This window comes from Janthinobacterium sp. BJB301 (assembly GCF_002735685.1).
GTDB classification, from domain to species: Bacteria; Pseudomonadota; Gammaproteobacteria; order Burkholderiales; family Burkholderiaceae_D; genus Janthinobacterium; species Janthinobacterium lividum.
Map to the genome: position 1 here is coordinate 407,528 of NZ_PDZJ01000004.1, position 24,085 is coordinate 431,612.

Annotated in this window: 15 protein-coding genes; 12 read left to right on the top strand and 3 right to left on the bottom strand. The window is 63.3% G+C overall.

The annotated features are described in order from the left end of the window. The first annotated feature begins 4 nt into the window (after positions 1-4). Together CSQ91_RS23875 and CSQ91_RS23880 are read left to right on the top strand one after the other, a co-directional pair. Positions 5-1,117 (top strand): multifunctional CCA tRNA nucleotidyl transferase/2'3'-cyclic phosphodiesterase/2'nucleotidase/phosphatase, encoded by a 1,113-nt coding sequence (locus CSQ91_RS23875; RefSeq protein ID WP_099389817.1) that lies wholly within the window; start codon positions 5-7, stop codon positions 1,115-1,117. Further along, entirely contained in the window at positions 1,114-1,818 is a 705-nt protein-coding gene (locus tag CSQ91_RS23880) for a GNAT family N-acetyltransferase (RefSeq protein ID WP_099389818.1), read from the top strand. The genes CSQ91_RS23875 and CSQ91_RS23880 overlap by 4 nt, the downstream gene beginning before the upstream one ends. On the opposite strand, the gene CSQ91_RS23885 is transcribed toward CSQ91_RS23880, so the two are convergent. Next, entirely contained in the window at positions 1,810-2,334 is a 525-nt protein-coding gene (locus CSQ91_RS23885) for an Lrp/AsnC family transcriptional regulator (protein ID WP_034753092.1), read from the bottom strand. The genes CSQ91_RS23880 and CSQ91_RS23885 overlap by 9 nt on opposite strands. A 125-nt stretch (positions 2,335-2,459) precedes the next feature. Between CSQ91_RS23885 and hppD the strand changes: the two genes are divergently transcribed. The 9 genes from hppD (at position 2,460) to kefC (ending at position 18,707) form a co-directional block, all read left to right on the top strand. Then, a complete protein-coding gene (hppD, locus tag CSQ91_RS23890) occupies positions 2,460-3,587 on the top strand; it encodes a 4-hydroxyphenylpyruvate dioxygenase (protein WP_034783523.1) in 1,128 nt (375 codons plus the stop codon). 195 nt (positions 3,588-3,782) lie between these two features. Further along, entirely contained in the window at positions 3,783-7,379 is a 3,597-nt protein-coding gene (locus tag CSQ91_RS23895) for an indolepyruvate ferredoxin oxidoreductase family protein (protein ID WP_099389819.1), read from the top strand. Positions 7,380-7,502: 123 nt separating this feature from the next. After that, complete coding sequence (locus tag CSQ91_RS23900; RefSeq protein WP_099389820.1) at positions 7,503-9,014, top strand: S41 family peptidase; 1,512 nt, start codon at positions 7,503-7,505, stop codon at positions 9,012-9,014. A 163-nt stretch (positions 9,015-9,177) separates the two neighbouring features. Continuing rightward, the gene (locus CSQ91_RS23905; protein ID WP_099389821.1) at positions 9,178-11,901 is read left to right on the top strand and encodes a TonB-dependent receptor plug domain-containing protein; all 2,724 of its coding nucleotides are present in this window, start codon (positions 9,178-9,180) and stop codon (positions 11,899-11,901) included. A 124-nt stretch (positions 11,902-12,025) separates the two neighbouring features. Further along, on the top strand, positions 12,026-13,825 hold the full coding sequence (locus CSQ91_RS23910; protein ID WP_099389822.1) for a M14 family metallopeptidase: 1,800 nt from the start codon (positions 12,026-12,028) through the stop codon (positions 13,823-13,825). A gap of 120 nt (positions 13,826-13,945) precedes the next feature. Beyond that, complete coding sequence (locus tag CSQ91_RS23915) at positions 13,946-15,091, top strand: ankyrin repeat domain-containing protein (RefSeq protein WP_180278498.1); 1,146 nt, start codon at positions 13,946-13,948, stop codon at positions 15,089-15,091. A 3-nt stretch (positions 15,092-15,094) separates the two neighbouring features. After that, positions 15,095-16,240 carry an MGDG synthase family glycosyltransferase gene (locus CSQ91_RS23920; protein WP_180278499.1) on the top strand — a complete coding sequence of 382 codons (1,146 nt, stop codon included), beginning with the start codon at positions 15,095-15,097 and terminating at the stop codon, positions 16,238-16,240. Between the two features lie 10 nt (positions 16,241-16,250). Continuing rightward, positions 16,251-16,823 carry a dual specificity protein phosphatase family protein gene (locus CSQ91_RS23925; RefSeq protein WP_244517505.1) on the top strand — a complete coding sequence of 191 codons (573 nt, stop codon included), beginning with the start codon at positions 16,251-16,253 and terminating at the stop codon, positions 16,821-16,823. Positions 16,824-16,886: 63 nt separating this feature from the next. Then, positions 16,887-18,707 carry a glutathione-regulated potassium-efflux system protein KefC gene (kefC, locus tag CSQ91_RS23930; protein ID WP_099389824.1) on the top strand — a complete coding sequence of 607 codons (1,821 nt, stop codon included), beginning with the start codon at positions 16,887-16,889 and terminating at the stop codon, positions 18,705-18,707. Positions 18,708-18,772: 65 nt separating this feature from the next. Here kefC and pepF read toward each other — a convergent pair whose 3' ends face one another. Further along, complete coding sequence (gene pepF / locus CSQ91_RS23935) at positions 18,773-20,653, bottom strand: oligoendopeptidase F (RefSeq protein WP_180278500.1); 1,881 nt, start codon at positions 20,651-20,653, stop codon at positions 18,773-18,775. A 148-nt stretch (positions 20,654-20,801) separates the two neighbouring features. Then, positions 20,802-22,130 (bottom strand): amidohydrolase, encoded by a 1,329-nt coding sequence (locus CSQ91_RS23940; RefSeq protein ID WP_070258600.1) that lies wholly within the window; start codon positions 22,128-22,130, stop codon positions 20,802-20,804. A gap of 196 nt (positions 22,131-22,326) precedes the next feature. Here CSQ91_RS23940 and CSQ91_RS23945 point away from each other — a divergent pair, with 196 nt between their 5' ends. After that, positions 22,327-24,033: a methyl-accepting chemotaxis protein gene (locus CSQ91_RS23945; RefSeq protein WP_099389826.1), complete on the top strand. Its 1,707-nt coding sequence runs from the start codon at positions 22,327-22,329 to the stop codon at positions 24,031-24,033. Positions 24,034-24,085 lie beyond the last annotated feature (52 nt).

Below are 24,085 nucleotides of genomic sequence, written 5' to 3' on the forward strand. Positions count from 1 at the left end.
TGTTATGAAGATATACACGGTCGGTGGCGCGGTGCGCGACCAACTGCTGGGCTTGCCCGTGAAAGACCACGACCACGTCGTTGTGGGCGCCACGCCGGAAGACATGCTGCGCCAGGGCTTCCGCCCCGTCGGCAAGGATTTCCCCGTCTTCCTGCACCCGAAGACGCAGGAAGAATACGCCCTGGCCCGCACGGAACGCAAGACGGCGCCCGGCTACCGGGGCTTCGTCTTCCACACGGCGCCCGACGTCACGCTGGAAGACGACCTGGTGCGGCGTGATCTCACCATCAACGCCATCGCGCAAGCCGGGGACGGGACCTTGACCGACCCGTTCGGCGGCATCGAGGATATTCGCAACAAAATCTTCCGTCACGTCTCCGACGCGTTTGGCGAAGACCCCGTGCGCATCTTGCGCCTGGCCCGCTTTGCCGCCCGTTTTCATACTTTCACTGTCGCACCCGCCACCATGGAGCTGATGCGCCGCATGGTGGCCGACGGCGAAGTCGACGCCCTCGTGGCCGAACGCGTGTGGCAGGAAGTGGCCAAGGGGCTGATGGAAAGCCATCCTTCGCGCATGCTGACGGTGTTGCACGAATGCGGCGCCCTGGCGCGCATCATGGGGGAAATCGCGCTGAGCGAGCGCTTGCTGCAGGTCGTCGACCATGCCGCCGCGCAAGGTCATGACTTGCCCGTGCGCTTTGCCGTACTGATGCTGGCTGTGCTGTTGGCGCAGATCAACGCGCTGAGCGAGCGCCTGCGCGTGCCCAACGACTGCCGCGAGCTGGCGGTGATGGCGGCGCGCGAGCAGGCGGCGGTCGCTGGCGCGCTGGCGTTGAGTGCCGAGGAACTGGTGAGCTTGTGCGAGCGCTGTGACGGACTGCGCAAGCCGCAGCGTTTCGTGCAGATGCTGGACGCCATCGCATGCGATGTGCATGCACGGGATCCCGTGTTTCCACAGTCCGCCTGGCTGCAAGCCATGCTGGCGGCCGTGCGCGGCGTGGATGCGGGCGCGCTGGCGCAAGCGTGCGCACAGGAACCGAAGCGTATTCCGGCCGTCATCCATGCTGCGCGGGTCGAGGCCGTCACGAACGTGATCAGCAGCCGGGAACTGCCATGACCCTGCCCAAATTGTTCCAGAACCCGTTTCGCCGCTGGCTCAGCCGTAGCGGCGGCGGGCGTCCGACCGTGCTCGTCAAGCAGTTGCATGAGCGCGACCGGCGCCGCATGATGAAGCATTTCCTGTCGCTCGAGAAAAGCGACCGGCTGCTGCGCTTCGGCAGCGCCTTGCCCGATGAATTGGTGGCTCAGTACGTGCAGAAGATGGATTTCTCGCGCGACATGATCTACGGCGTCTACAACAGCCTGTTCAAACTGGTGGGGGTGGGGCATCTGGCGTTCGCGCCGAAAGACAAGTCGCCGGCGAAAAGTGTCGTCACGGACAAGGAGCAGGTGGCCGAGTTTGGGGTGTCCGTGTCGAAATCCATGCGCGGCATGGGGGTCGGTTCAAAGCTGTTCGAGCGGGCGGCGATTCACTGTCGCAACAACGATGTCGATACCCTGTACATGCATTGTTTGTCGTCCAACAAGACGATGATGCATATCGCCAAGAAGGCGGGCATGGAAATCCAGCGCGACTATGGCGAAGCCGATGCATACCTGAAACTGTTGCCGCCAAACCCGTCGAGCATGCTGCAGGAAGCCGTGCAGGAACAGTTCGCCATGTTCGACTACACGTTCAAGGCCAATGCGCGCGCCGCGTTCAAACTGTGGGATCGCTTGCCGGGGCGTAGGAAGAAGCCCGGGCCGCCATCACAATAAGGGCAGGGCCGTCGTATCCTTGATGCGCTGCAAGGCAAAGCTTGATTTCACATCCAGCACGGCCGGGTGGCGCAGCAGCGTCGCCATCATGAAGCGCGAAAAGTGCTCCATGTCTTCCACGTGCACGCGCAGCAGGTAATCCATCTCACCCGTCATCGCATAGCAGGCCACCACTTCCGGCCATTGCGCCACGGCCACGGCGAAGTCGGCGCGCGGCGACGTGTTCGTCACCAGATTGGGCGCCAGCACGCGCGCCGTGCTGTGCGCGGTGGCGTCGCTGTGCTTTTCCAGCCGCACGTTCACGTAAGCCAATAGCCCCAGGCCGATCTTTTCCGGGTCCAGCAGGGCCACGTACTGGCGGATCACGCCCGCTTCTTCCAGCCGTTTGACGCGGCGCAAGCATGGCGACGGCGACAGGCTGACCTGCTCGGCCACGTCCTGATTCGACAGGCGGCCATCGGCCTGCAGGACGGCGAGGATCTTCCGATCCGTTTTATCCAGCGTAATTTTGCTCATGCTTCCTCCGGTGGTTCTTGTTTCACGCAATATTATTGCGCAAATCATGATTGTTCGGGAGATCTTTGGCATTTAATGCCCACAGACCGCGCCTATACTGTGCGCTACTTCTTGGAGGAGACATCATGCAATTTCAGCCTTGGGATAACCCGATGGGTACCGATGGTTTCGAGTTCGTCGAGTATGCAGCACCAGACCCAAAAGCATTGGGCAAGCTGTTCGAGAACATGGGCTTCACGGCCATCGCGCGCCACCGCCACAAGGATGTGACCCTGTACCGTCAGGGTGACATCAATTTCATCATCAATGCCGAACAAGATTCGTTCGCGCAGCGTTTTGCCCGCCATCACGGCCCGTCCGTGTGCGCCATCGCCATCCGCGTCGACGACGCGGCCTTCGTGTACCGCCGCGCGCTGGAACTGGGCGCCTGGGGTTTCGATAACAAAACAGGTCCGATGGAGCTGAATATCCCCGCCATCAAGGGCGTGGGCGATTCGCTGCTGTACTTCGTCGACCGCTGGCGCGGCAAGGGCGCCGACAAGCCGGACGCGGCCGCACCAGGCGGCATCGGCGACATCAGTATCTATGACGTCGACTTCGTCGCCATTCCCGGCGCCGTCGCCAACCCGGTCGGCCATGGCCTGACCTATATCGACCACCTGACGCACAATGTGCACCGTGGCCGCATGAAGGAATGGGCCGGTTTCTATGAAAACCTGTTCAACTTCCGCGAAGTGCGCTACTTCGATATCGAAGGCAAGCATACGGGCCTGAAGTCGAAAGCCATGACTTCGCCATGCGGCAAGATCCGCATCCCGATCAACGAATCGTCGGACGACAAGTCGCAGATCGCCGAATACCTGGACCAGTACCATGGCGAAGGCATCCAGCATATCGCGCTGGGCACCGATGATATCTACGGCTCCGTGCAAGGCATGCGCGATACGGGTATCGATTTCCAGGACACGATTGAAACTTACTATGAGCTGGTCAACCGCCGCCTGCCGAACCACGGCGAGCAGCTGGAAGAACTGCGCCGCCTGCGCATCCTGATCGACGGCCACAGCACGGAAAACGAACGCGAACTGCTGCTGCAAATCTTCACGCAGACGGTGATCGGCCCGATCTTCTTCGAGATCATCCAGCGCAAGGGCGACCAGGGCTTCGGCGAAGGCAATTTCCGCGCCCTGTTCGAATCGATCGAGCTGGATCAGATCAAGCGCGGCGTGCTGAAAGATACGAACGCGGCGTAATGTTGCTTTGTAACAAATAGTAGTAAAAAGAGTACCGGCCCGGGAGTGCAGCGCAGCAAAGAACTGCGCGCATTCCTGTGGTAGTCTACGACAAACAAGTCATTTTTCCGCACCGGCATGCTCACAAAGCGCGGCCGGTACGTGTGAGTTCAACCGACTTTGCACGCGTAGCACAGAGAATAATGGAGACAAGTAATGAATGCACCAATCAAGGGCTCGAGTCTTGAGCCGGGCGCGCACGCGTCTGAAATTTCCCTGAACGACAAATACACCTTGGAGCGTGGCCGCGCCTTCATGACGGGCACGCAAGCGCTGATCCGCCTGCCCATGCTGCAGCGCGAGCGCGACCTGAAGGCTGGCCTGAATACGGCCGGCTACATCACCGGTTACCGCGGTTCGCCTGTGACGTCCGTCGACATGACGGCGATCAAGGCCAAGAAATACCTCGATGAGCACCACGTCAAATTCCACCCGGGCCTGAATGAAGACCTGGCCGCCACGGCCGTCTGGGGCACGCAGCAAACGAATCTGTTCGAAGACGCGAAATACGATGGCGTGTTCGGCATGTGGTACGGCAAGGGCCCCGGCGTCGACCGTTGCGGCGACGTGTTCAAGCACGCCAATAATGCCGGCTCCGCCAAGCACGGCGGCGTGCTGGTGCTGGCCGGCGACGACCATGCGGCCAAGTCCTCGTCCACGGCGCACCAGTCCGACCATATCCTGAACGCCTGCGGCATTCCCGTGCTGTATCCGTCGTCGGTGCAGGAATACATCGACTACGGTTTGCACGCCTGGGCCATGAGCCGCTACACGGGTCTGTGGGTGTCGATGAAATGCGTGACCGACATCATCGAGTCGGGCGCCGCCGTCGACTTCGACCCGGATCGCGTGCAGATCACCTTGCCGACCGACTTCGAGATGCCGGCCGGTGGCCTGAACATCCGCTGGCCCGACACGGTGCTGGAGCAGGAAGTGCGCATGAACAGCTACAAGTGGTATGCGGCGCTGGCGTATGCGCGTGCCAACAAGCTCAATAAAATCATCTGGGACAGCCCAAAGGCGCGCATCGGCATCATCACGGCCGGCAAATCCTACCTCGATACGCGCCAGGCGCTGGCCGACCTGGGCATCGACGAGCAGACGGCGTCCGACATCGGCATCCGCCTGTACAAGATCGGCATGACGTGGCCGCTGGAAGCGGACGGCGTGCACGAATTCGCCAAGGGCCTCGATGAAATCCTCGTGGTGGAAGAAAAGCGCCAGATCCTCGAATACGCGCTGAAGGAAGAACTCTACAACCTCAAAGACGGCGAGCGTCCGCGCGTAGTCGGCAAGTTCGACGACACGGGCGAGTGGAGCAACCAGAAGGGTACGGGTCACGGCGACTGGCTGCTGCCGGCCACGTATGAGCTGAACCCGGCCATGATCGCGCGCGCGATCGCCAGCCGCATTTCGCGCTATTACGCGGGCCACCCGGTCGAGCAGCGTGTGAAGGAGCGCATCGCCTACCTGGAAGCCAAAGAGAATGTGCTGAAAGCTATCAGCGTGAAACCCGATCCGCAAAAGGACCGCACGCCGTTCTTCTGCTCCGGCTGCCCGCACAACAGCTCGACCAAGGTGCCGGAAGGCTCGCGCGCGCTGGCCGGCATCGGCTGCCATTACATGGTGCTGTGGATGGACCGCGAAACGTCGACATTTACCCATATGGGCGCCGAAGGCGTCACGTGGGTGGGGCAGGCGCCGTTCACGAATGAAAAGCACGTGTTTACCAACCTCGGCGACGGCACGTATTTCCACTCGGGCATCCTGGCCATCCGCGCGGCCGTCTCGGCCAAGGTGAACATCACCTATAAAATCCTGTTCAACGATGCGGTGGCCATGACGGGTGGCCAGGAATTCGACGGGCCATTGTCTCCGGCCATCATTTCGCGCCAGATCGCCGCCGAAGGCGTGGGCCCGATCATCGTCGTCACGGACGAACCGGAAAAATACCCGGACGATTACGCCTGGGCCGAAGGCGTCACCGTGCGCCACCGCTCGGAACTGATGGACGTGCAGCGCGAACTGCGCGACATGCCCGGCGTGTCGGCCATGATCTACGACCAGACCTGCGCCTCGGAAAAACGCCGCCGCCGCAAACGCAATGAATACCCGGACCCGGCCAAGCGCGCCGTCATCAACGAAGCCGTCTGCGAAGGCTGCGGCGACTGTTCCGTGCAATCGAACTGCCTGTCGGTGGAACCGCTGGAAACGGAACTGGGGCGCAAGCGCCAGATCAACCAGTCGTCCTGCAACAAGGATTTCTCGTGCACGACGGGCTTCTGCCCGAGCTTCGTGACGGTGGAAGGCGGCGGCCTGAAAAAGCCGAAAAAAGCGGCTGCCGCCGACAAGGATGCGCCAGCAGTGCCGGCCTTGCCGACGCCGACGATTCCATCAACGGCCGAGCCGTTCGGTATTCTGGTCACCGGCATCGGCGGCACGGGTGTCGTCACCGTCGGCCAGATCCTGGCCATGGCGGCCCACGTGGAAGGCAAGGGCTGTTCCGTGCTGGACATGAGCGGCCTGGCGCAAAAGGGCGGCCCTGTCATGTCGCACGTGCGCCTGGCGGACCGTCAGGAAGATATCCACTCGACGCGCGTCGGCACCGGTGCGGCAGATCTCGTCATCGGCTGCGACCTGATCGTCACGGCCAGCCGCGACGCCCTGTCGCGCATGGGTGAAGGACGCAGCTGGGCCATGATCAACTCGACCAGTTCGTCGACGGCTGCCTTCGTGAAGAACCCTGACTGGCAATTCCCCGGCGCTTCCGCGCGCATGGAAATCGAAAAAGCGTGCGGCAACGACCACGTGGACTTCATCGACGCGGGCCAGATCGCCACGGCGCTGATGGGCGACTCGATTGCGACGAATATGTTCATGCTGGGCTACGCCTGGCAAAAGGGCAAAGTGCCATTGAGCGAAGCGTCCATCATGAAGGCCATCGACTTGAACAACGTCTCGGTGGCGTTCAACAAGGCCGCCTTCAACTGGGGCCGCGCCGGCGCCCACGATGCGGCCAGCCTGGTACGCATGACAACGCCAGCCAAGGTGGTCGAATTCAAGCGCATCGACACGCTCGACGACATCATCGAAAAACGGGTGGCCCTGCTGACGGCCTATCAGGACCGCGCGTATGCGCAGCAGTACCTGGACTTCGTCGGCCAGGTGCGCGCCGCCGAAAGCGCCCTGAATGGCCCGCAGCTGCGCCTGACGGAAGCCGTGGCCCGCTACTTCTACAAGCTGATGGCCTACAAGGACGAGTATGAAGTGGCGCGGCTGTACACGGACGGCGCCTTCCAGGCGAAGATCGCCGCCATGTTCGAAGGCGACATCAAGCTCAAGTTCCACCTGGCGCCACCGATCATGGCCAAGACGGACGCCCAGGGCCATCTGGTGAAGAAGGAATTCGGCCCGTGGATGATGAAGGCGTTTGGCGTGCTGGCCAAGTTCAAGGGCTTGCGCGGCACGGCCTTCGACGTGTTCGGCCATACGGCAGAGCGCAAGATGGAGCGCGCGCTGATTCTTGAGTACCGCGCGACGGTAGGCGGCTTGCTGCCGAAACTGACGACGGCCAAGCTGGCGCAAGCAGTGGCGATTGCCAGCATTCCGGAAGACATCCGTGGCTATGGCCATGTGAAGGAGCGTCATTTGAAGGCGGCGAAAGAGAAGGAAGCCAGTTTGCTGATCGCCTTCAATGCGCCGACGCCGCTGCCGCCCGTCGTGGCTGCGCCCGTGGCGGCCACCGTGGCGTGATGGGGTGAACTCCACGCTGTAGCAATGGCGCCTGCGGGCGCCATTTTTTTGTGTCAAAGAAAACAACGCCTGCTGTGAAAACGCATTATAATTTTTAGATAATTTCTTTTCGGAAAGTTTGTCATGCATTCCCTGCGCCGTCGTTCCCTCGCTGTGTCCCTCGTATTAGTGTTGAGTGCCTGCGGCGGAGGCGGAGGCGGCAGCAGCGACGGCGCGCCCGTCGTCCCGCCCTTGACTCCAACCGGGCCGACGGGGCCGACGGCGCTGGTCGCTTCATCCACGGTGGCGAACCGCTGCGAGGCGCCGCGCAGCGGCAGCAGCATCGACAAGCCGGGCACCTTGCTCAATGAACAGACGTGGGTGCGCAGCTGGATCGATGAAACGTATCTGTGGTACCGCGAAGTGCCGACCACCTACCTGCCGCAAAGCTTCACCACGGCCAAGGCGTACTTCGATGTGCTGAAAACGACGGCCACGACGGCGTCCGGCAAGCCGAAGGACCAGTTCCATTTCACGTATACGACGGCGGAATGGGAAGCCTCGCTCAATGGCGTGGAACTGGGCTACGGCATGCTGCTGGCGCTGACGCGCACCACGCCGCCGCGCAAGGCGGTGGTCACCATTGTCGAGCCAGGCTCGCCGGCGGCACTGGCAGGCTTGCGGCGCGGTGACGTGCTGCAAACCGTCGATGGCGTCGATTTCGTCAATGCCCCCGACACGGCCAGCGTAGATATCCTCAACGCCGGCCTCTTCCCTGCAGCGCAAGGCACGCATACGCTGGCGTTCAGCCGCAATGGGGCGTCCATCTCCGTGAGCCTGCAGGCGGTGGAGGTCAGCACCAGCGCCGTGCAGAACGAGCGCATCATCGACACGCCCACGGGCAAGGTGGGCTACCTGACCTTCAATACGCATAACAATGTGGCCGAACGCCAGCTGATCGAGACCATGACCCGCTTCCAGGCGGCCGGCATCAGCGACCTGGTGCTCGATGTGCGCTACAACGGCGGCGGTTATCTGGATGTCGCCAGTGAACTCGCTTACATGATTGCTGGCCCGCAACTTACGACCGGCAAGACCTTCGAGCAGGTGCTCTTCAATGACAAGACCCGGCCGGAAGCGCCCGTGCCATTCCATGCGCAAAGCCAGGGCTTCGGCGGCCCGAATCCCCTCGCCAAGGGAACGCCGTTGCCTTCGCTGGGTCTCAAGCGCGTGACCTTGCTGACAACCGGCAATACCTGTTCGGCCAGCGAAGCGATCATCAACGGCTTGCGCGGCGTGGACGTGCAGGTCAACCTGATCGGCGGCACGACGTGCGGCAAGCCCTACGGTTTCTTTCCCGCGCCGAATTGCGGCACCACGTATTTTGCCGTGCAGTTCCAGGGCGTCAATGCCAAGGGCTTTGGTGACTTTGCCGATGGCATGGCGCCGACCTGCGACGTGGCGGACGATTACCAGCACCAGTTGGGCGACGCGGCCGAAGGCATGCTGGCGGCGGCGCTGCGCTACCGCAGCAGTGGCAGCTGCACGCCGGCCGCGGGCGCGCTCAGACTGCTGGGTTCAATCGAGAGTCCGGCCGACACGGCCACGCGGCTGCTGCGCCCGGCCTACAAGGAAATTGCCATCATTCGCCGTTAAGGCGCATGTTCCTGCCATGTGCCAGGCAAGGCGCGTGGCGTTTTCCTGCTCATAAATATTTCTATATAACAATTTTGATATATAGAAAGATGAATCCATTCGTTCTGTAATTACTGGCATTTTGATATCTTTCGCCTTCTCCCTAACCTTGAGAAGCGCAAAGATGCCTATACAATTCAAGTTACCACCGCTCACCGTAGCCGTACTGGCTATCCTGGGCGGTTCCGCATGGCAGGTGCACGCGCAAACGCAAGCGCCCGCAGCGGATCAGCAGCCGGCGGCCACCCCGCCAGCCGTCGTGGTCACCGGTTCGCGGATTCCCCGCGCCAGCCTGGAAGGCCCGTCTTCCGTCACCATCCTGACGGGGGATGAAATCACCAAGCAAGGGTACAAGAACGTCTTCGATGCGTTGACCAACCAGGTACAGAACAGCGGCTTTACGCAAGGCGAAGACTTCGGCAATACGTTCACGCCGTCGGCCAATACCATCAGCTTGCGCGGCCTGGGCCCGAACCACACCTTGATCCTGCTGAACGGCCGCCGCCTGGCCGACTTCCCCGTCGCCTACGAAGGCACGGTCAACTTCACCAACCTGGCGAATATCCCGTCGAGCATTGTCGACCGCATCGAGATCCTCAACGGCGGCGCTTCGGCCATCTATGGTTCCGACGCGATCGCCGGCGTGGTCAACGTCATCCTGAAAAAGCAGACGGAAGGTTTCGACATCAATGTCAAGGCGGGCGGCACCACGCGTGGCGGCGCCGGCAACCAGCGCGTGCAACTGACGGGCGGCGGCAATTTCGACAAGTTGCATACCTTGTTCAGCTTGGAGCTGAGCCAGCGCGATCCGCTGTCGAGTCTGCAGCGCGACTTCATGGCCACCCGTTCGGGCACGCCGACGAATATCGCGTCGCGCCGCGTGGTCCAGGCGGGCACCTCCGGCAGCTACGTGGACCTGGGCGATACCTGCAACCAGTTCGGCGACCTGTTCGGCGGCAGCGTCGTCAAGTACCAGGCGAAGAACGGCAGCTATTGCGCCAGCCCGAAAGTCGGCCCCACTTACTGGACCACGCAAACCAAGAACCGCAGCCAGAACGTGTTCGGCAGCGCCAACTATGAGCTGTCGCCGGAAACGACCCTGTTCGCCGACATCCTGATCGGCAAGAACTCGACCGAGAACAATACGCGCGGCCCGACGTGGACGTCGTCGTCGACGGGCAGCAGCTATTTCCGCAACCAGAACACGAATCGCTACGAAGCGTGGACGCGTTACATATCGCCCGAGGAAATGGGCGGCGTGGAGCGCTACAACCGCAAGTGGGACGATCTGGCCACGGCCATCTCGCTGGGCGCCAAGGGCCGCATTCCCGGCACGTCATCCTGGCAGTATGAAGCGAACTACAATGCCTCGGTGTACAAGAGCGAAAGCCACACGCCGCGCGCGCTGGCCAATATCGACAGCTTCTTCCTGGGACCGAAACTGGGCACCGACGCTGCCGGCGTGCCGATCTACGCACCGGATCCTGCCCGCCTGTCGCGCCGCGTGACGGCGGCCGAATTCGACACCATCACGGGCAATTCCGACAGCGACGACAAGGCCTGGACGAATACCCTGAGCCTGTCCACGAATGGCGACCTGTTCCAGCTGCCCGCCGGCGCGGCGAAGATCGCCACCATCGCCGAGGTGGGCAAGCAGGGCTTCAGCAATGTGCCCGATGCGCGCCTGAACGACGGTTACTTCAACGTCGCCACCAAATCCGATATCACGGCCGGCACGCGTACCCGCTATGCGCTGGGGGCGGAATTGAATCTGCCGCTGCATGAAAAGCTGACCGGTACCCTGGCCGGCCGTTACGACCGCTACAGTTTTGCCGGCCGCCATGAGGGCAAGTTCACCTACAACGGCGGCCTGGAACTGCGTCCCGCGCCTGAGCTGCTGTTCCGCGCCAACTACGCCACCAGCTTCCGCGCGCCGGACATGAATTACATCTACAAGGCGCGCGGCACCGGTTACTACTCGAGCACCACCGACTACTACCGCTGCGGCGCGGCTGGCCAGGCCATCGAAGGCTGCGAATTTGCCAACAAGTCGCCGGGCGCTGATTATGTGCAGAACGGCAGCAAGGATCTGCAGTCGGAAAAAGGCAAGTCGTTTGGCGTCGGCGCCGTCTGGTCGCCCAGCTCGAACTTCGACGTCTCCGTCGACTACTGGAACATCAAGATCGATGACCTCGTGACGAACCTGAGTTCCGACAAGATCTTGCGCGACGAAGCCGATTGCCGCCTGGGCAAGACGGATATCAATTCGCCGACCTGCGTCGACACCCTGGGCCGCGTCGAGCGCTTCGCGGCGAATGCCCTGAACCGCGCCGGCGAGATCAAGACCATCACCGTCAATCCGATCAATGCGGCAAAGCAGAGCAGCAGCGGCATCGACGTGAGCCTGAAGTACCTGCTGCGCACGACGGACTATGGCCGTTTCGCCTTCAAGGCCAACTACGCCAAGGTGCTGAGCAAGAAGTCGCAGCAATTCGTCGGCGACGAAGAGATCGACGAGACGAAATCGCTGACGAACATGGATTGGCCCGACAAGCTGAACCTGAGCGTGAACTGGAGCGCGGGCGACTGGTCGAACACCCTGCTGGTCAGCCGCTACGGCAAGATCCCGAACGCCGCCAGCACGGCCTATCTGACGCCGACGGCGCTGGCCAATATCAGCACCGTGTACCGCATCAACGACCGCGCCACCTTGTCGCTGATCGTCAACAACGTCTTCGACAAGATCAAGCGCGACACGAGCGGAGGCTGGCCGTACTACCCGGTGGGCAGTTTCAGCCCGCAGGGACGCCAGGGCTGGGTCGAGTTCAACTACCACTTCGGCTCGTAACTCACGCTTGCCAGAGCAAGGCCGGAGCAGCTGACGCTGTTCCGGCTTTTTTATTTGCCGCTGCGTTTTTACCTGACCGCCACTCTATAATTGCCCGCTTGTCCCTCTTGATGGAGCTAGTCCGATGCTACGCCGTGCCCTGCTGTCCGCCGCCGTGTTTTCCCTGTTTGCCGTCAACGCGCACGCCGCACGCGATATGCGGCTGTTTTCCCTGAAGACGGAGGCCGAGTACTCGGGTTTCAGGAATACGGGCCGCTACGAGGAAGTGGAAGCCTTGTGCCGGCGCTTCGAAGACCAGTATCCGAAACAGGTGCGCTGCTTTGAATTTGGCCGCACGCCGGAAAACCGGCCCATGCTGGCGCTGGCCGTTTCCAACACGGGCGCGCTGACGCCGGACGCGGCCAGGCTGCGCAAGATGCCGGTGCTGCTGGTGCAGGGCGGTATCCATGCGGGGGAGATCGACGGCAAGGATGCGGGTTTCCTGGCCCTGCGCGAAGTATTGGAAGGCAAGACGGCCGCCGGCGCGCTGGACAAGCAGGTGGTGCTGTTCGTGCCCGTGTTTAATGTCGATGGCCATGAGCGCTTCGGTGCGTGGAACCGCCCGAACCAGCGGGGACCGCAGGAAATGGGCTGGCGCAGCACGGCGCAGAATTTCAATTTGAACCGCGACTACATGAAGGCCGATTCTCCCGAGATGCAGCACATGCTGGCGCTGGTCAATGCCTGGGATCCGCTGGCGTATGTTGACCTGCACGTGACGGACGGCGCGCAGTTCGAACCCGATATCTCGATCCAGGTCGAACCCGTGCATGCGGGCGATGCGGCCTTGCGCGCGGCGGGATCGGCGCTGCGCGACGGCGTGCTGGCCGACCTGGCAAGGCAGGGTTCCGATCCGAAGCCGTTCTACATGTCGTTTGCCGAAGAAGACAATCCGCAGTCGGGTTTTGTCGATTCGACGCCGAACCCGCGCTTTTCGCACGGTTATTTCATGTTGCGTAACCGTTTCGGCGTGCTGGTGGAAACTCACTCGTGGAAGGACTACCCGACCCGCGTGCGCATCACGCGCAATACCATCATTTCCCTGCTGTCGCAGATGGCGCAGCACGGCGCCGCATGGCGGCAGAGCGCCATGGAAGCGGACCTGCGCGCGACGCAGCTGGCCGGCAGTGCGCTGCCCCTCAGCTACAAGACCACGGAGAAAAGCCGCATGATCGCGTTTCGCGGCTATGCCTACACGCGCACGCCGTCCGAGGTATCGGGCGCCCTGATGACGCGCTATGACGAAAAGACACCGCAGATCTGGAACGTGCCGCTGCGCGACGAGATCGTGCCTGACCTGCAGCTGGCCGCACCGAAGGCCGGCTACCTGGTGCCGCGCGCGCAGGCGGCCATGGTGGGCGCCAAGTTGCGCCAGCACGGCATCGCCTACAAGGAAATGCGCAGCATCTTCGCCCGGCAGAATGTGGAAGTCTTCCGCGCCACTGCCGTCAAGTTTGGCGCGCAGTCGTTCGAGGGACGCCAGACGGCGGCGGTACAGGGCGAGTGGCAGAAAGAGGAGCGCCTCGTCGATGCCGGCGCGCTGTACGTGCCCGTCAACCAGCCGAAGGCGCGCCTGGTGGTGGCGCTGCTCGAGCCGCGCGCGCCCGACTCGCTGCTGGCCTGGGGCAGCTTCAACACGGCGTTCGAGCGCAAGGAATACATGGAGGACTATGTGGCCGAGGATGTGGCGCGCGCGCAGTTGGCGGCCGACCCGGCGCTGGCCGCGCAGTTCCGGCAGAAGCTGGCCGACGAGCCCGAGTTTGCAAAGAGTCCGCGCGCGCGCCTGGAGTTTTTCGCCCGCCGCCACGCGTCGTGGGATGAGCGGCTGAACCTGTATCCGGTCATGCGCGTCGACGTGGCGCCTGTCAGTTTCATGGATTTGTAACGCTCAATACGCGCGTCGCCGCACGGCGCACACCGGAGTTGTCAAATCGCGCAGATTAATCGAAAGAAAATGCTATTCTCCGCTCGATGCTGGCGCCGCCAGCACGAGCAGAGACGAGGAATGGGTAATAACACACTGTATAACCAGCACCGGGAGACATTTTTTCGCCTTTGCGACGCCGTGGGCGAGAATCAGGTGGAGCAGGTGCGCAGCCTGCTCCAGGCCACACCGCTGCTGTTGACTTTGCGCCGCTACAACATGGATGACGGCGAATCGCTGCTGCATCTGGCCGCGGCCGGCGGCAGCCGCGACGTCTGCGCCCTGCTCGTGTCGCTGGGCATGGACATCGATCTGCCTTTGCCCGGTTACCGCAACCATACGCCGCTGGACGCGGCGGCAAGCCATGGCCATCTCGATACCTGCCGCTGGCTGCTCGAGCATGGCGCTGCCGTCGATGGCCTGCCGGACAATATCCTGTCGCCGCTGGACAGCGCCTGCATCGGCGGCCACCAGGACGTGGTGGCCTTGCTGCTGCAGCGGGGCGCCAATCCGAACCGCCTGCATACGCGCTGGAACCAGGCGCCGGTCGATATCGCCACCGGCTGGGGCTTTCCGGCGATCGCCCAATTGCTCGCTGCCGCCGGCGGCGTCAGCATACTCGACGTGCCGCAGCAGGCGGCCGCCTCGCCGCAGGAATCGATCCGCACTTTTATGCACAACAGCGCCGGCTGGGTGCTGCCCGCCGTGTTCAGCCCGGACAGCGGCGACGCGCGCTTTTCGCTGGGAATCAGCTGCATCGATGGCAAGAGCGATTTCAAGCTGCTGTTTACGGTTGGCCTGTTCCAGCAATCGCCGATGACCGAACTGGCCATCTGCCTGCCGGCCCGCTGGCCGCTGACCGTGCACGGCTTCACGGAACACAGCCCATGGCGCTTTCCGGTGGCGCTGCTGGCACGCCTGGGACGGCGCACGCTCGATCAGGCCAGCCTGGCCGCGGGCGAGCTGCTGCGGCGCGACGATCGGCATCTGGCGGACCTGGCCTGGCCGGACGGCGTCGATGCGCTGCTGGCCATCGACAAGCGCTGGAATCCGGCGCCCGAGGAGGAAGACATTGCCGACGATGACAAGGTCACCATCTATCTGCTGGTGCCGGTGAAGTTCACCAAAAAAGGCGCGCCCGACGCCAGCACCTTGCCGGCTTTGATGGAGCGCAAGCTCAAAGGCAGCTGGAAAGTGTCGGCCCTGCCTGTCCCCGTGATTGGCTAGCTCATGACAAAAAAAATTCTTCTCCTGAGCGTCTCGGCCGGCGCCGGCCACATGCGCGCGGCGCAAGCCATCGAGGCGTATGCGTCGCGCGATGGCGGCGCAGGCCCTGCGGCGCTGGTCCTGCATCTCGACGTGATGGACTTCGTCACGCCGGCATTTCGCAAGCTGTACACGGATTTCTATATCAAGCTGGTCAACAAGGCCCCCGCGCTGTGGGGCTATCTGTATCACGCCACCCACGATGCGCCGCGCGACAGCACCATGCAGCGCCTGCGCCGTGGCATCGAGCGCCTCAACACGCGTGCGCTGATGGCGCAGATCGCCGCCTTCCAGCCAGACGCCATCATCTGCACGCATTTCCTGCCGGCCGAACTGCTGTCGCGCGCGCTGCGCCAGCAGCAGCTGGCTTGCCCCGTCTGGGTGCAAGTCACGGATTTCGACTTGCACCGCATGTGGGTGCATGAACAGATGCAGGGATATTTTGCAGCCACCGACGAAGTGGCGTTCCGCATGCGCCACGAAGGCATCCCCGCCGAACGCATCCATGTGACGGGCATTCCCATCATGCCCGCGTTTGCGCAGGTGCCCGACCGCGTGTCGTGCGCGCAGGCGTTTGGCCTCGACCCGCAGCGCACGACGGTCTTGCTGATGGGCGGCGGGGCGGGACTGGGCAGCCTTGAAACGGTCGCCGCGCGCCTGCTGGCGCTGCCGGGCGACTTCCAGCTGATCGTACTGGCGGGGAAGAACGCCGCCGCGTTGGCGGCGCTGCAGACACTGGCCGGCCAGTATCCGGGCCGCTTGCTGGCGCAAGGCTTTACCAGCGAAGTCGAGCGCCTGATGGCGTGCGCCGACCTGGTGATCACCAAGCCGGGCGGACTGACTACCTCGGAATGCCTGGCCCTGGGCTTGCCCATGATCGTCAACTCGCCGATTCCGGGGCAGGAAGAGCGCAATGCCGACTATCTGCTGGAGCAGGGCGTGGCCCTGAAGGCATTCGATGCCGTCACCCTGGAATACCGCGTGCGCCTGCTGCTCGATCATCCTGCACAGTTGCATGCCATGCGCGCGAAAGCGCTGGCCCTGGGCCGTCCGCGCGCCGCTTTGGACGTACTGGCGCAGGTGCAGCGCGCTGGCGCCATTCATCAATAACAAGGAAGCCATGATGTTGCATGCAGTACTTTTGACGCTCGCCCTGGGGCTGGCCGCCGCGCCGGCCGGGGCGCAGCCATCGCCGCCACGCCATCCGGACTGGGCCACGCCGTTGCCGCAGGTGTCGAACCTGCACCAGGTCACGCCCGTCCTGTACCGCAGCGCCAGGCTGGACAGCGCCGACGTGGCCCAGCTGCAGGCGCTGGGCGTGAAGACGGTGATCAGCCTGCGCTCCTTCCACTCCGATACGCAGGTGCTGGAAGGCAGCGGCATCCGCGCCGTCCGTATTCCCATCAATACCTGGGCCATCCGCGACCGGCATGTGATCGACACCATGCGTGCCATCCGCGCCGCCGGGCAGCACGGTCCCGTGTTGCTGCACTGCCTGCACGGCGCCGACCGCACGGGCATGATGGCCGCCATGTACCGCATGCTGTACCAGGGCTGGCCGCGCGAGAAGGCGATCGACGAGCTGAAAAATGGCGGCTACGGCTACCACGCCGTGTGGAAGAATATCGAAAGCTACCTCCAGCGCGTGAATGTCGACGAACTACGCGCACGTATCGATGCGCCGCAACCCTGATACCCCGCTGGCGAGCCACTTCAGGCATGATTGCGATTCCAGTCACGTTTTTCCGGAACCCGCATGGAACACCATAGCTTTCTCATCAACATACTGTTTTACCTGGTTGCCGCCATCATCATGGTGCCGCTGGCCAAGCGCCTGGGCATGGGCGCCGTGCTGGGTTATCTGGTGGCCGGCGTCGTTATCGGTCCCTGGGGCCTGGGCCTGATCAAGAATGTCGAGGTGATCCTCAGCTTTTCCGAATTCGGCGTGGTGCTGCTGCTGTTCCTGATCGGCCTGGAGCTGGAACCCAAACGATTGTGGCTGCTGCGCCGTCCGATTTTCGGCTGGGGCGGGGCGCAGGTGGGTGTCGTCAGCGCGGGCTTGTGCGCCGTGGCCATGGCCTTTGGCGTGGACTGGCGCACCGCGCTGGTGGGCGCGCTGGGGCTGTCGCTGTCGTCGACGGCCATCGTGCTGGCCACCCTGGGTGAACGCAAGCTGATGACGACGCCGGCCGGTTCCGCGGGCTTTTCCATTTTGCTGTTCCAGGATATCGCCGCCATTCCCATGATCGCGCTGGTGCCGCTGCTGGGCGGCCTGGTCACGCATAGCGGTGAGCCGGGCTGGCTGCGCGTGGCCAAGCTGGCCGCCGTGCTGGCGGCCCTGGTGATCGGCGGGCGCTTCCTGGTGAACCCCATCCTGCGCTTCATCGCCAGGACGGACTTGCGCGAAATCTTCACGGCCTTCGCCCTGCTGCTGGTGATCGCCATTTGCGTGCTGATGGAATCGGTGGGCTTGTCGATGGCGCTGGGTACCTTTATGGCGGGCGTGCTGCTGGCCGATTCCGAATACCGCCATGAACTCATTTCCGACCTGGAGCCGTTCAAGGGACTGCTGCTGGGCCTGTTTTTCATCGCCGTCGGCATGTCCGTCGATTTCGGCGTGCTGCGCGCCCAGCCCCTGCTGATCCTGGCCCTGGTAGCGGGGCTGCTGGCGGTCAAGATCGCCTTGCTGTACCTGTTGTCGAAGTTTGTCGACATTCCCCGCGGCCAGCAGCTGTTCTTTGCGCTGCTGCTGTCGCAGGGCGGCGAATTCGCCTTCGTCGTGTTTGCCGCCGCCGAGGCCGCGCACGTGTTTGCGCCGGAGACGGCCGCGCTGCTGGTCGTGGTGGTGACCCTGTCGATGGTGGCCACGCCCTTGCTGCTGCTGGCGCACGATAAATTCGTCGCGCCGCGCCTGCAAGGCGAAAAGAAGCGCCGGCCCGACGACCATATCGAGGCGCAGGACAACCCCATCGTCATCGCCGGTTTCGGCCGCTTCGGCCAGATCATCGGCCGCCTGCTGGCGGCCAATAAAATCGGCGTGACGGTGCTGGACCACGACCCGGACCAGATCGAGCTGCTGCGCAAGTTCGGCTTCAAGGTGTTCTATGGCGACGCCACGCGCGTGGATCTGCTGGTGGCGGCCGGCATCGAGAAGGCCAGGGCGCTGGTGATCGCCATCGACAACGTGGAAGACAGTCTGGCCCTGGTCGACGCCGTGCGCCTGCGCCTGCCCGAACTGACGATTCTGGCGCGCGCGCGCAACGTCACGCATTACTATGAATTGATGAAGCGGGGCGTGACCCTGATCGAGCGCGAAACGTTCGCGGCGGCGCTGCTGCTGGGCGAGCAGACCTTGCAGCAGGTGGGCTTCAGTCCGGAGCGGGCGCAGCGCGCGGCCGGCATCTTTGGCCGGCATAACCTGAAAACCCTGCTGGAAGTGGCGCCGCACTTCCAGGACCAGCAAAAAGTCATGTCCCTCACGCGCCAGGCGCGCGAGGAACTGGAAGACATGTTCGAGAGCGATGCGGCGGCGTTTGCGGCGGCTGAAACTTCGGGGTCAGACCCTCAACACCGCTAACACAGAGGCTTGCGCTAACAATAGAGGGGGTCTGACCCCAGCCTTCGCTTGGGGTTTGCTCAAGCTTACTTCCCCCGGCGGCTCTCAATCGCCTCGATCTGGTCCATGATGCCGTTCATGCGCGCCACCAGCGCCTGGTACGGTTTCGGCGAGGCCAGGTCGACGCCGGCCGCCTTCACCATTTCATACGGATAGGCCGAGCCGCCCGCGCCGAGCATCTTCAGGTAGGCGGCCAGCGCGCCCGGTTCCTTGTCGAGGATGCGCTGCGCGAAATCCTGCGCCGCCGCGATCGAGGTGGCGTACTGGAACACGTAGAAGCCGTGATAAAAATGTGGCACGTAGGCCCATTCCAGCGCGTAGGCGGGATCGATGGTCATGACGCCCTGCGCCTCGCCGTGGTAGCGCTTGAGGATGCCGGCATAGATGGCCGTGATCTCTTCGCCCGTCAGCGATTCTCCCTTGTCCACCTTGCCGTGGATGGCCGCCTCGAATTCGGCGAACATGGCCTGGCGGAAGAAGGTGCCGCGCAGGTTTTCCAGCGCCGCGCCCAGGTACAAGAGGCGCTCGTCGTCATCCTTGGCCTGCTTCAGGCGCGCATCGAGCAGCAGCGCCTCGTTCGTCGTCGAGGCGATTTCCGCCACAAAGATGCTGTACGGTGCATAGATCGATGGCTGCGCCTTGTTGGCCAGCACCGAGTGCATGGCGTGGCCCCATTCGTGCGTCAGGGTGCTGACGGCTTCGTAATTGTCCGTGTAGTTGAGGAGCACGAACGGATGCACGTCGTACGCGTCGCCATTCATATAGGCGCCCGCCACCTTGCGCGGGCGCGGATACACATCCATCCAGCGCGCGTCCACGGCGGCGGTGAGTGCCTTCACATAGTCGGGCCCCAGCGGCGCGACGGAGTCGAGCATCATCTGCTTGCCTTCGGCCAGCGGGAAGGTGCGGTCGCTTTTCAGCAGCGGCGCATAGATGTCGTAATACGCGAGGTCCTTGACGCCCAGCATGCGCGCGCGCAGCTTGAAGTAGCGGTGCAAGGTGGGCAGGTTGGCGTTGGTTTGCGCGATCAGGGTCTGGTAGACGGCCGGCGGCAAATGGTCGGCGTCGAGCGCCGCGCTTTGCGAGTCGGCATAGCGGCGCACCTTCGCATACGCGGCATCCGTCTTCAGCTGGCCGTACAGGGTTTCGCCGAACGTGCGTTCATATTCCTTCCACTTGCCGAAGAAGGCGTCGAACACCAGCTTGCGGTCGGCACGTTTGTCATCGTCGCGGTATTTCGTGTAGGCCGCCTGGTCGAGGCGCACTTGTGTACCGTCCGACAGTGTGACGGTCGGCCACGGGATTTCCGCATTGGCCAGAGTGCGGTAGACGCTGGCGGCCGAGCTTGTTGCCAGGCCAAACTGCGCCACCAGCTGCTCGCCAGCCGCGTTGAGCGTATGCGGCGCGCTGCGCAGCATGTTGCTCAATTGAAAACGGTACAGCTGCAAGCCCTTGTCCTTCGCCAGCATGGCATCGATGCGCTGGCTGCCCAGGGCAAGGATTTCCGGCTGCAGAAAGGTCGTCGCCTGGGAGAAATCGTTGCCCAGCAGGGCGGCGCGCTGGTTCAGCTGGTTGCCCTTGCTGTCGCCCGTATCCTGGTCGTAGTACTGCGCCGCATAGGTGGTGAGCGTGTTGACGCGCTTGCGCGCATCGGCGTACAGGTCCAGGCAGCTTTTCAGGCGGGCCGGCGAGGCTTTCAGCTGCCCTTTGCAGGCGCCCAGTTGCTGCAGCTGGGCCGACAGCTTTTTCGCGTCGGCGTCGAACGCGGCATCGTTTTGATACAGCGCCGTCAAATCCCAGCGGTCGGCCTGGCGGTCGGTGGGAGCCGGCGCGGCGAAGGCGGTGGAGATGGCAAAGCCGAGGGCCAGCAGGGTCAGTACGGGGCGTTTGAGCGCGGTTGTCGGCATACAGTATCCATTCATGGTCTGGTTGCAAGGGATGCCGGCACGAACGTGGCGGCAGACAACGAGCTTACTGCAGCAGGGGGATGAAGGAAAGCATTTCGGACGAGGGGGAGGGGCGCGGGGAAAAGCAGCTTCCCCGCGCACTGCCTGATTACTGCTTCTTGCCCAGCAAATCGAGCAGGATCGACGTTTCCGCCGTGATCGCCGCCTTGATGGTCGGCTGGTACTCGGGTGCCCATTGCGGCGAGTGCGGGCCGGCCAGCGGTTTGCCGCTGGCCTTGGCCGCCGCCAGCTTGCCTGGTTCCACCGCGCCGATATGCAGCAGCACGGCTTTCACGCCGGCCTGGCCGTAGTTGGCGAAGTCTTCCGACGTCATCTTGGCCGGCATTTCCGTCACGTTGGCCGCGCCCAGCGATTTTTGCAAGGTAGACACCATGCGCAGGGTCAGGTCCGGGTCGTTGTAGACGGCGTCCGTGCCTGGACGAATCTCCACCAGCGGCTCTTTCGGCGCGCCGGCGGCAAACGCTTCGCCCTTGACTTCACGCGCGATGCTGGCCAGGACGCGCTTGCGCACGGCATCCTTGAAGGTACGCACCGTCAGTTGCATGGTGACCTGGTCGGGCACGATGTTGGCCTGCGTGCCGCCATGGATGCTGCCCACCGTGATGACGACGGGGTCCATCGGATTGTTTTCGCGCGAGACCAGCGTTTGCAGTGCCAGCACGATGCGTGCGGCCATCACGACGGGATCGCGCGTGTCGTGCGGCGCGGCGCCGTGGCCGCCCTGGCCATACACGGTGATGCTGATGGTGTCGGCGGCGGCGCGGAAGTAGCCGGCGTGGTAGCCCACCGTGCCCGATGGCAGCGTCGCTTCATCGTGGAAGGACAGGGCATAGTCCGGTTTCGGGAAGCGCGTGAACAAGCCGTCCTTCAGCATGGCGGCCGCGCCCAGCAGCGGTTCTTCGGCCGGCTGGCCCACCAGCATCAGAGTGCCGCTCCAGTGCTGGCGGTTGTCGGCCATCAGTTTGGCGCTGCCATACCAGGCCGACATGTGCACGTCGTGGCCGCAGGCATGCATCACCGGCACGCTTTCGCCGGCCGCGTTTTTCGTCACCACGCTGCTGGCAAACGGCAGGCCGGTCTTTTCCAGCACCGGCAGCGCATCGATTTCCGTGCGCAGCATGACGACGGGACCGGGGCCGTTGCGCAGGATGGCGACGACGCCCGTGCCGCCGACGCCGGTGGTTACGTCAAAACCGAGCGCCTTGACCTTCTCGGCCAGTTTTTTTGCCGTCTCGACTTCCTGGAACGCCAGTTCCGGGTGGCGGTGCAAGTCCAGGTACAGGCTTTCCACGGCCGGGTAATTGGCTGCGAGCTGGGCCGCGATGGCGGGTGGCAGGGCCGCGCCGTGGGCGCTGCCGGCACAGGCGAGGACGGCGGCAAAGGTGATTTTCTTCAGGGGCAATGCGGAAAGTTTCATAGATTTCTTTGAGAAACAGGCGGGCGGACAAGCGCGGCGCGCCTGTAGTTGCGGAGGAGATTTTTAACTTAACAGAAACATTTCTCAAAATCAACAAATCAGCTACATATATTTCAACAATGTATAATCTGCAATGCAAAAAATTCCATATGGAATTAAATATATCTTTGATGCATTTATTGAGAGAAAAGACACCATGGGCTTTATCGCAAATATCAAGATCGGCAAGCGCCTGAGCATCGGCTTTGTCCTGATCCTGGCAATGACCGTTCTGATCGCTACAGTGGGCGTGTGGCGCCTCAATGAGGTGGCGACGTCGACGCGGGCCATGATGGCCGAACCGCTGACCAAGGAACGCCTGATTACCGACTGGTATGGCTTGAACTTTGCCTCGATCCGCCGCACGGCCGCCATCGTCAAGAGCAGCGACCCGGCGCTGGGACCGTATTTCAAGGAAGACTCGGCCGCGTCCGTGAAGAAGGCGGCCGAATTGCTCAAGCAGATCGAGCCGCTCGTCGCGGGCGACAAGGAAAAAGCCCTGTTTGCCAAGATCCTCGAGCAGCGCAAGGTGTACAGCGCCTCGCGCGACGGCGCCGTCAAGGCCAAGGCCGATGGCGACGTGGAAGGCGCGGCGAAAATCCTCGACACCGCGTTCACCCCGGCGGCCAAGGTGTACCAGGATTTACTGCAGGAACTGGTGACCTTGCAGCGCGAAAGCATCGATGCGACGGCCAAGCAGATCGACGCTTCCGCCGTGCATGACACCACCGTCATCAGCCTGCTGACGCTGTTCGCCGTGGCATTCGGCGTGTTGTGCTCGTGGCTGCTGACGACGGGCATCACGCGTCCGCTGCGCCAGGCGCTGGCGCTGGCCGAAACGGTGGCCGCCGGCGACCTGACGCAGACCGTCGCCACGACGGCGAAGGATGAAACGGGGGCGTTGCTGACGGCCCTGGGCAATATGAACAACAATCTGGTCAGCATCGTCAGCCAGGTGCGCAGCGGCACGGACAGCATCGCCACGGCATCGTCGGAAATCGCGGCCGGCAACCTGGACCTGTCATCGCGCACGGAACAGCAGGCCGGTTCGCTGGAAGAAACCGCTTCGTCGATGGAAGAGCTGACCAGCACCGTCAGGCAGAACGCGGATAACGCGCGCCAGGCCAACCAGCTGGCCATCGCCGCGGCCGGCATCGCCAGCCGCGGCGGCTCGGTGGTGGCCGAAGTGGTGGCGACCATGGGGTCGATCAACGAGTCGTCGCGCAAGATCGTCGACATCATCAGCGTGATCGACGGCATCGCCTTCCAGACGAATATCCTGGCGCTCAATGCGGCCGTGGAAGCGGCGCGGGCCGGCGAGCAGGGACGCGGTTTTGCGGTCGTGGCCGGCGAAGTGCGCAACCTGGCGCAGCGCTCGGCAGCGGCGGCCAAGGAAATCAAGGGCTTGATCGACGACTCCGTCAGCAAGGTGGGCGTGGGTGCCAAGCTGGTCGACCAGGCCGGCGCGACGATGGATGAAGTGGTGTCCAGCGTCAAGCGCGTGACCGACATCATCGGCGAGATTTCCAGCGCCAGCCAGGAACAGACGCACGGCATCGGGCAAGTCAACCAGGCGATTACCCAGATGGACCAGGTGACCCAGCAGAATGCGGCCCTGGTGGAAGAGGCGGCGGCCGCCGCCGGTTCGCTGCAAGAGCAGGCGAACGGCCTGGCGCAAGTGGTCAGCGTATTCAAGTTGCGCGATCAGCCAGGTTTGCTGCGCCGTCCGGCGCCACAGCCGGCAGCCGCGCGTCCTGCGCCGGCAGCACCGCGCCCGCGCGTTGCCGTGCGCGGCGCCGCCGTGCCGCCAAGGACGCTGGCGCCAGCCAAGGCGGCAGCCGGCGATGACTGGGAAGAGTTTTAATAGCCAGTCGCCGCACCGTTCGTCACGCTTTTCGACCGTTCGCGTGGCACAT

What these genes read in the sequence shown, in the direction of transcription:
- CSQ91_RS23875 (WP_099389817.1), top strand. Translation starts at nt 5, where the DNA reads ATGAAGATATACACGGTCGGTGGCGCGGTGCGCGACCAACTGCTGGGC.
- CSQ91_RS23880 (WP_099389818.1), top strand. Translation starts at nt 1,114, where the DNA reads ATGACCCTGCCCAAATTGTTCCAGAACCCGTTTCGCCGCTGGCTCAGC.
- CSQ91_RS23885 (WP_034753092.1), bottom strand. Translation starts at nt 2,334, where the DNA reads ATGAGCAAAATTACGCTGGATAAAACGGATCGGAAGATCCTCGCCGTC.
- hppD (WP_034783523.1), top strand. Translation starts at nt 2,460, where the DNA reads ATGCAATTTCAGCCTTGGGATAACCCGATGGGTACCGATGGTTTCGAG.
- CSQ91_RS23895 (WP_099389819.1), top strand. Translation starts at nt 3,783, where the DNA reads ATGAATGCACCAATCAAGGGCTCGAGTCTTGAGCCGGGCGCGCACGCG.
- CSQ91_RS23900 (WP_099389820.1), top strand. Translation starts at nt 7,503, where the DNA reads ATGCATTCCCTGCGCCGTCGTTCCCTCGCTGTGTCCCTCGTATTAGTG.
- CSQ91_RS23905 (WP_099389821.1), top strand. Translation starts at nt 9,178, where the DNA reads ATGCCTATACAATTCAAGTTACCACCGCTCACCGTAGCCGTACTGGCT.
- CSQ91_RS23910 (WP_099389822.1), top strand. Translation starts at nt 12,026, where the DNA reads ATGCTACGCCGTGCCCTGCTGTCCGCCGCCGTGTTTTCCCTGTTTGCC.
- CSQ91_RS23915 (WP_180278498.1), top strand. Translation starts at nt 13,946, where the DNA reads ATGGGTAATAACACACTGTATAACCAGCACCGGGAGACATTTTTTCGC.
- CSQ91_RS23920 (WP_180278499.1), top strand. Translation starts at nt 15,095, where the DNA reads ATGACAAAAAAAATTCTTCTCCTGAGCGTCTCGGCCGGCGCCGGCCAC.
- CSQ91_RS23925 (WP_244517505.1), top strand. Translation starts at nt 16,251, where the DNA reads ATGATGTTGCATGCAGTACTTTTGACGCTCGCCCTGGGGCTGGCCGCC.
- kefC (WP_099389824.1), top strand. Translation starts at nt 16,887, where the DNA reads ATGGAACACCATAGCTTTCTCATCAACATACTGTTTTACCTGGTTGCC.
- pepF (WP_180278500.1), bottom strand. Translation starts at nt 20,653, where the DNA reads ATGCCGACAACCGCGCTCAAACGCCCCGTACTGACCCTGCTGGCCCTC.
- CSQ91_RS23940 (WP_070258600.1), bottom strand. Translation starts at nt 22,130, where the DNA reads ATGAAACTTTCCGCATTGCCCCTGAAGAAAATCACCTTTGCCGCCGTC.
- CSQ91_RS23945 (WP_099389826.1), top strand. Translation starts at nt 22,327, where the DNA reads ATGGGCTTTATCGCAAATATCAAGATCGGCAAGCGCCTGAGCATCGGC.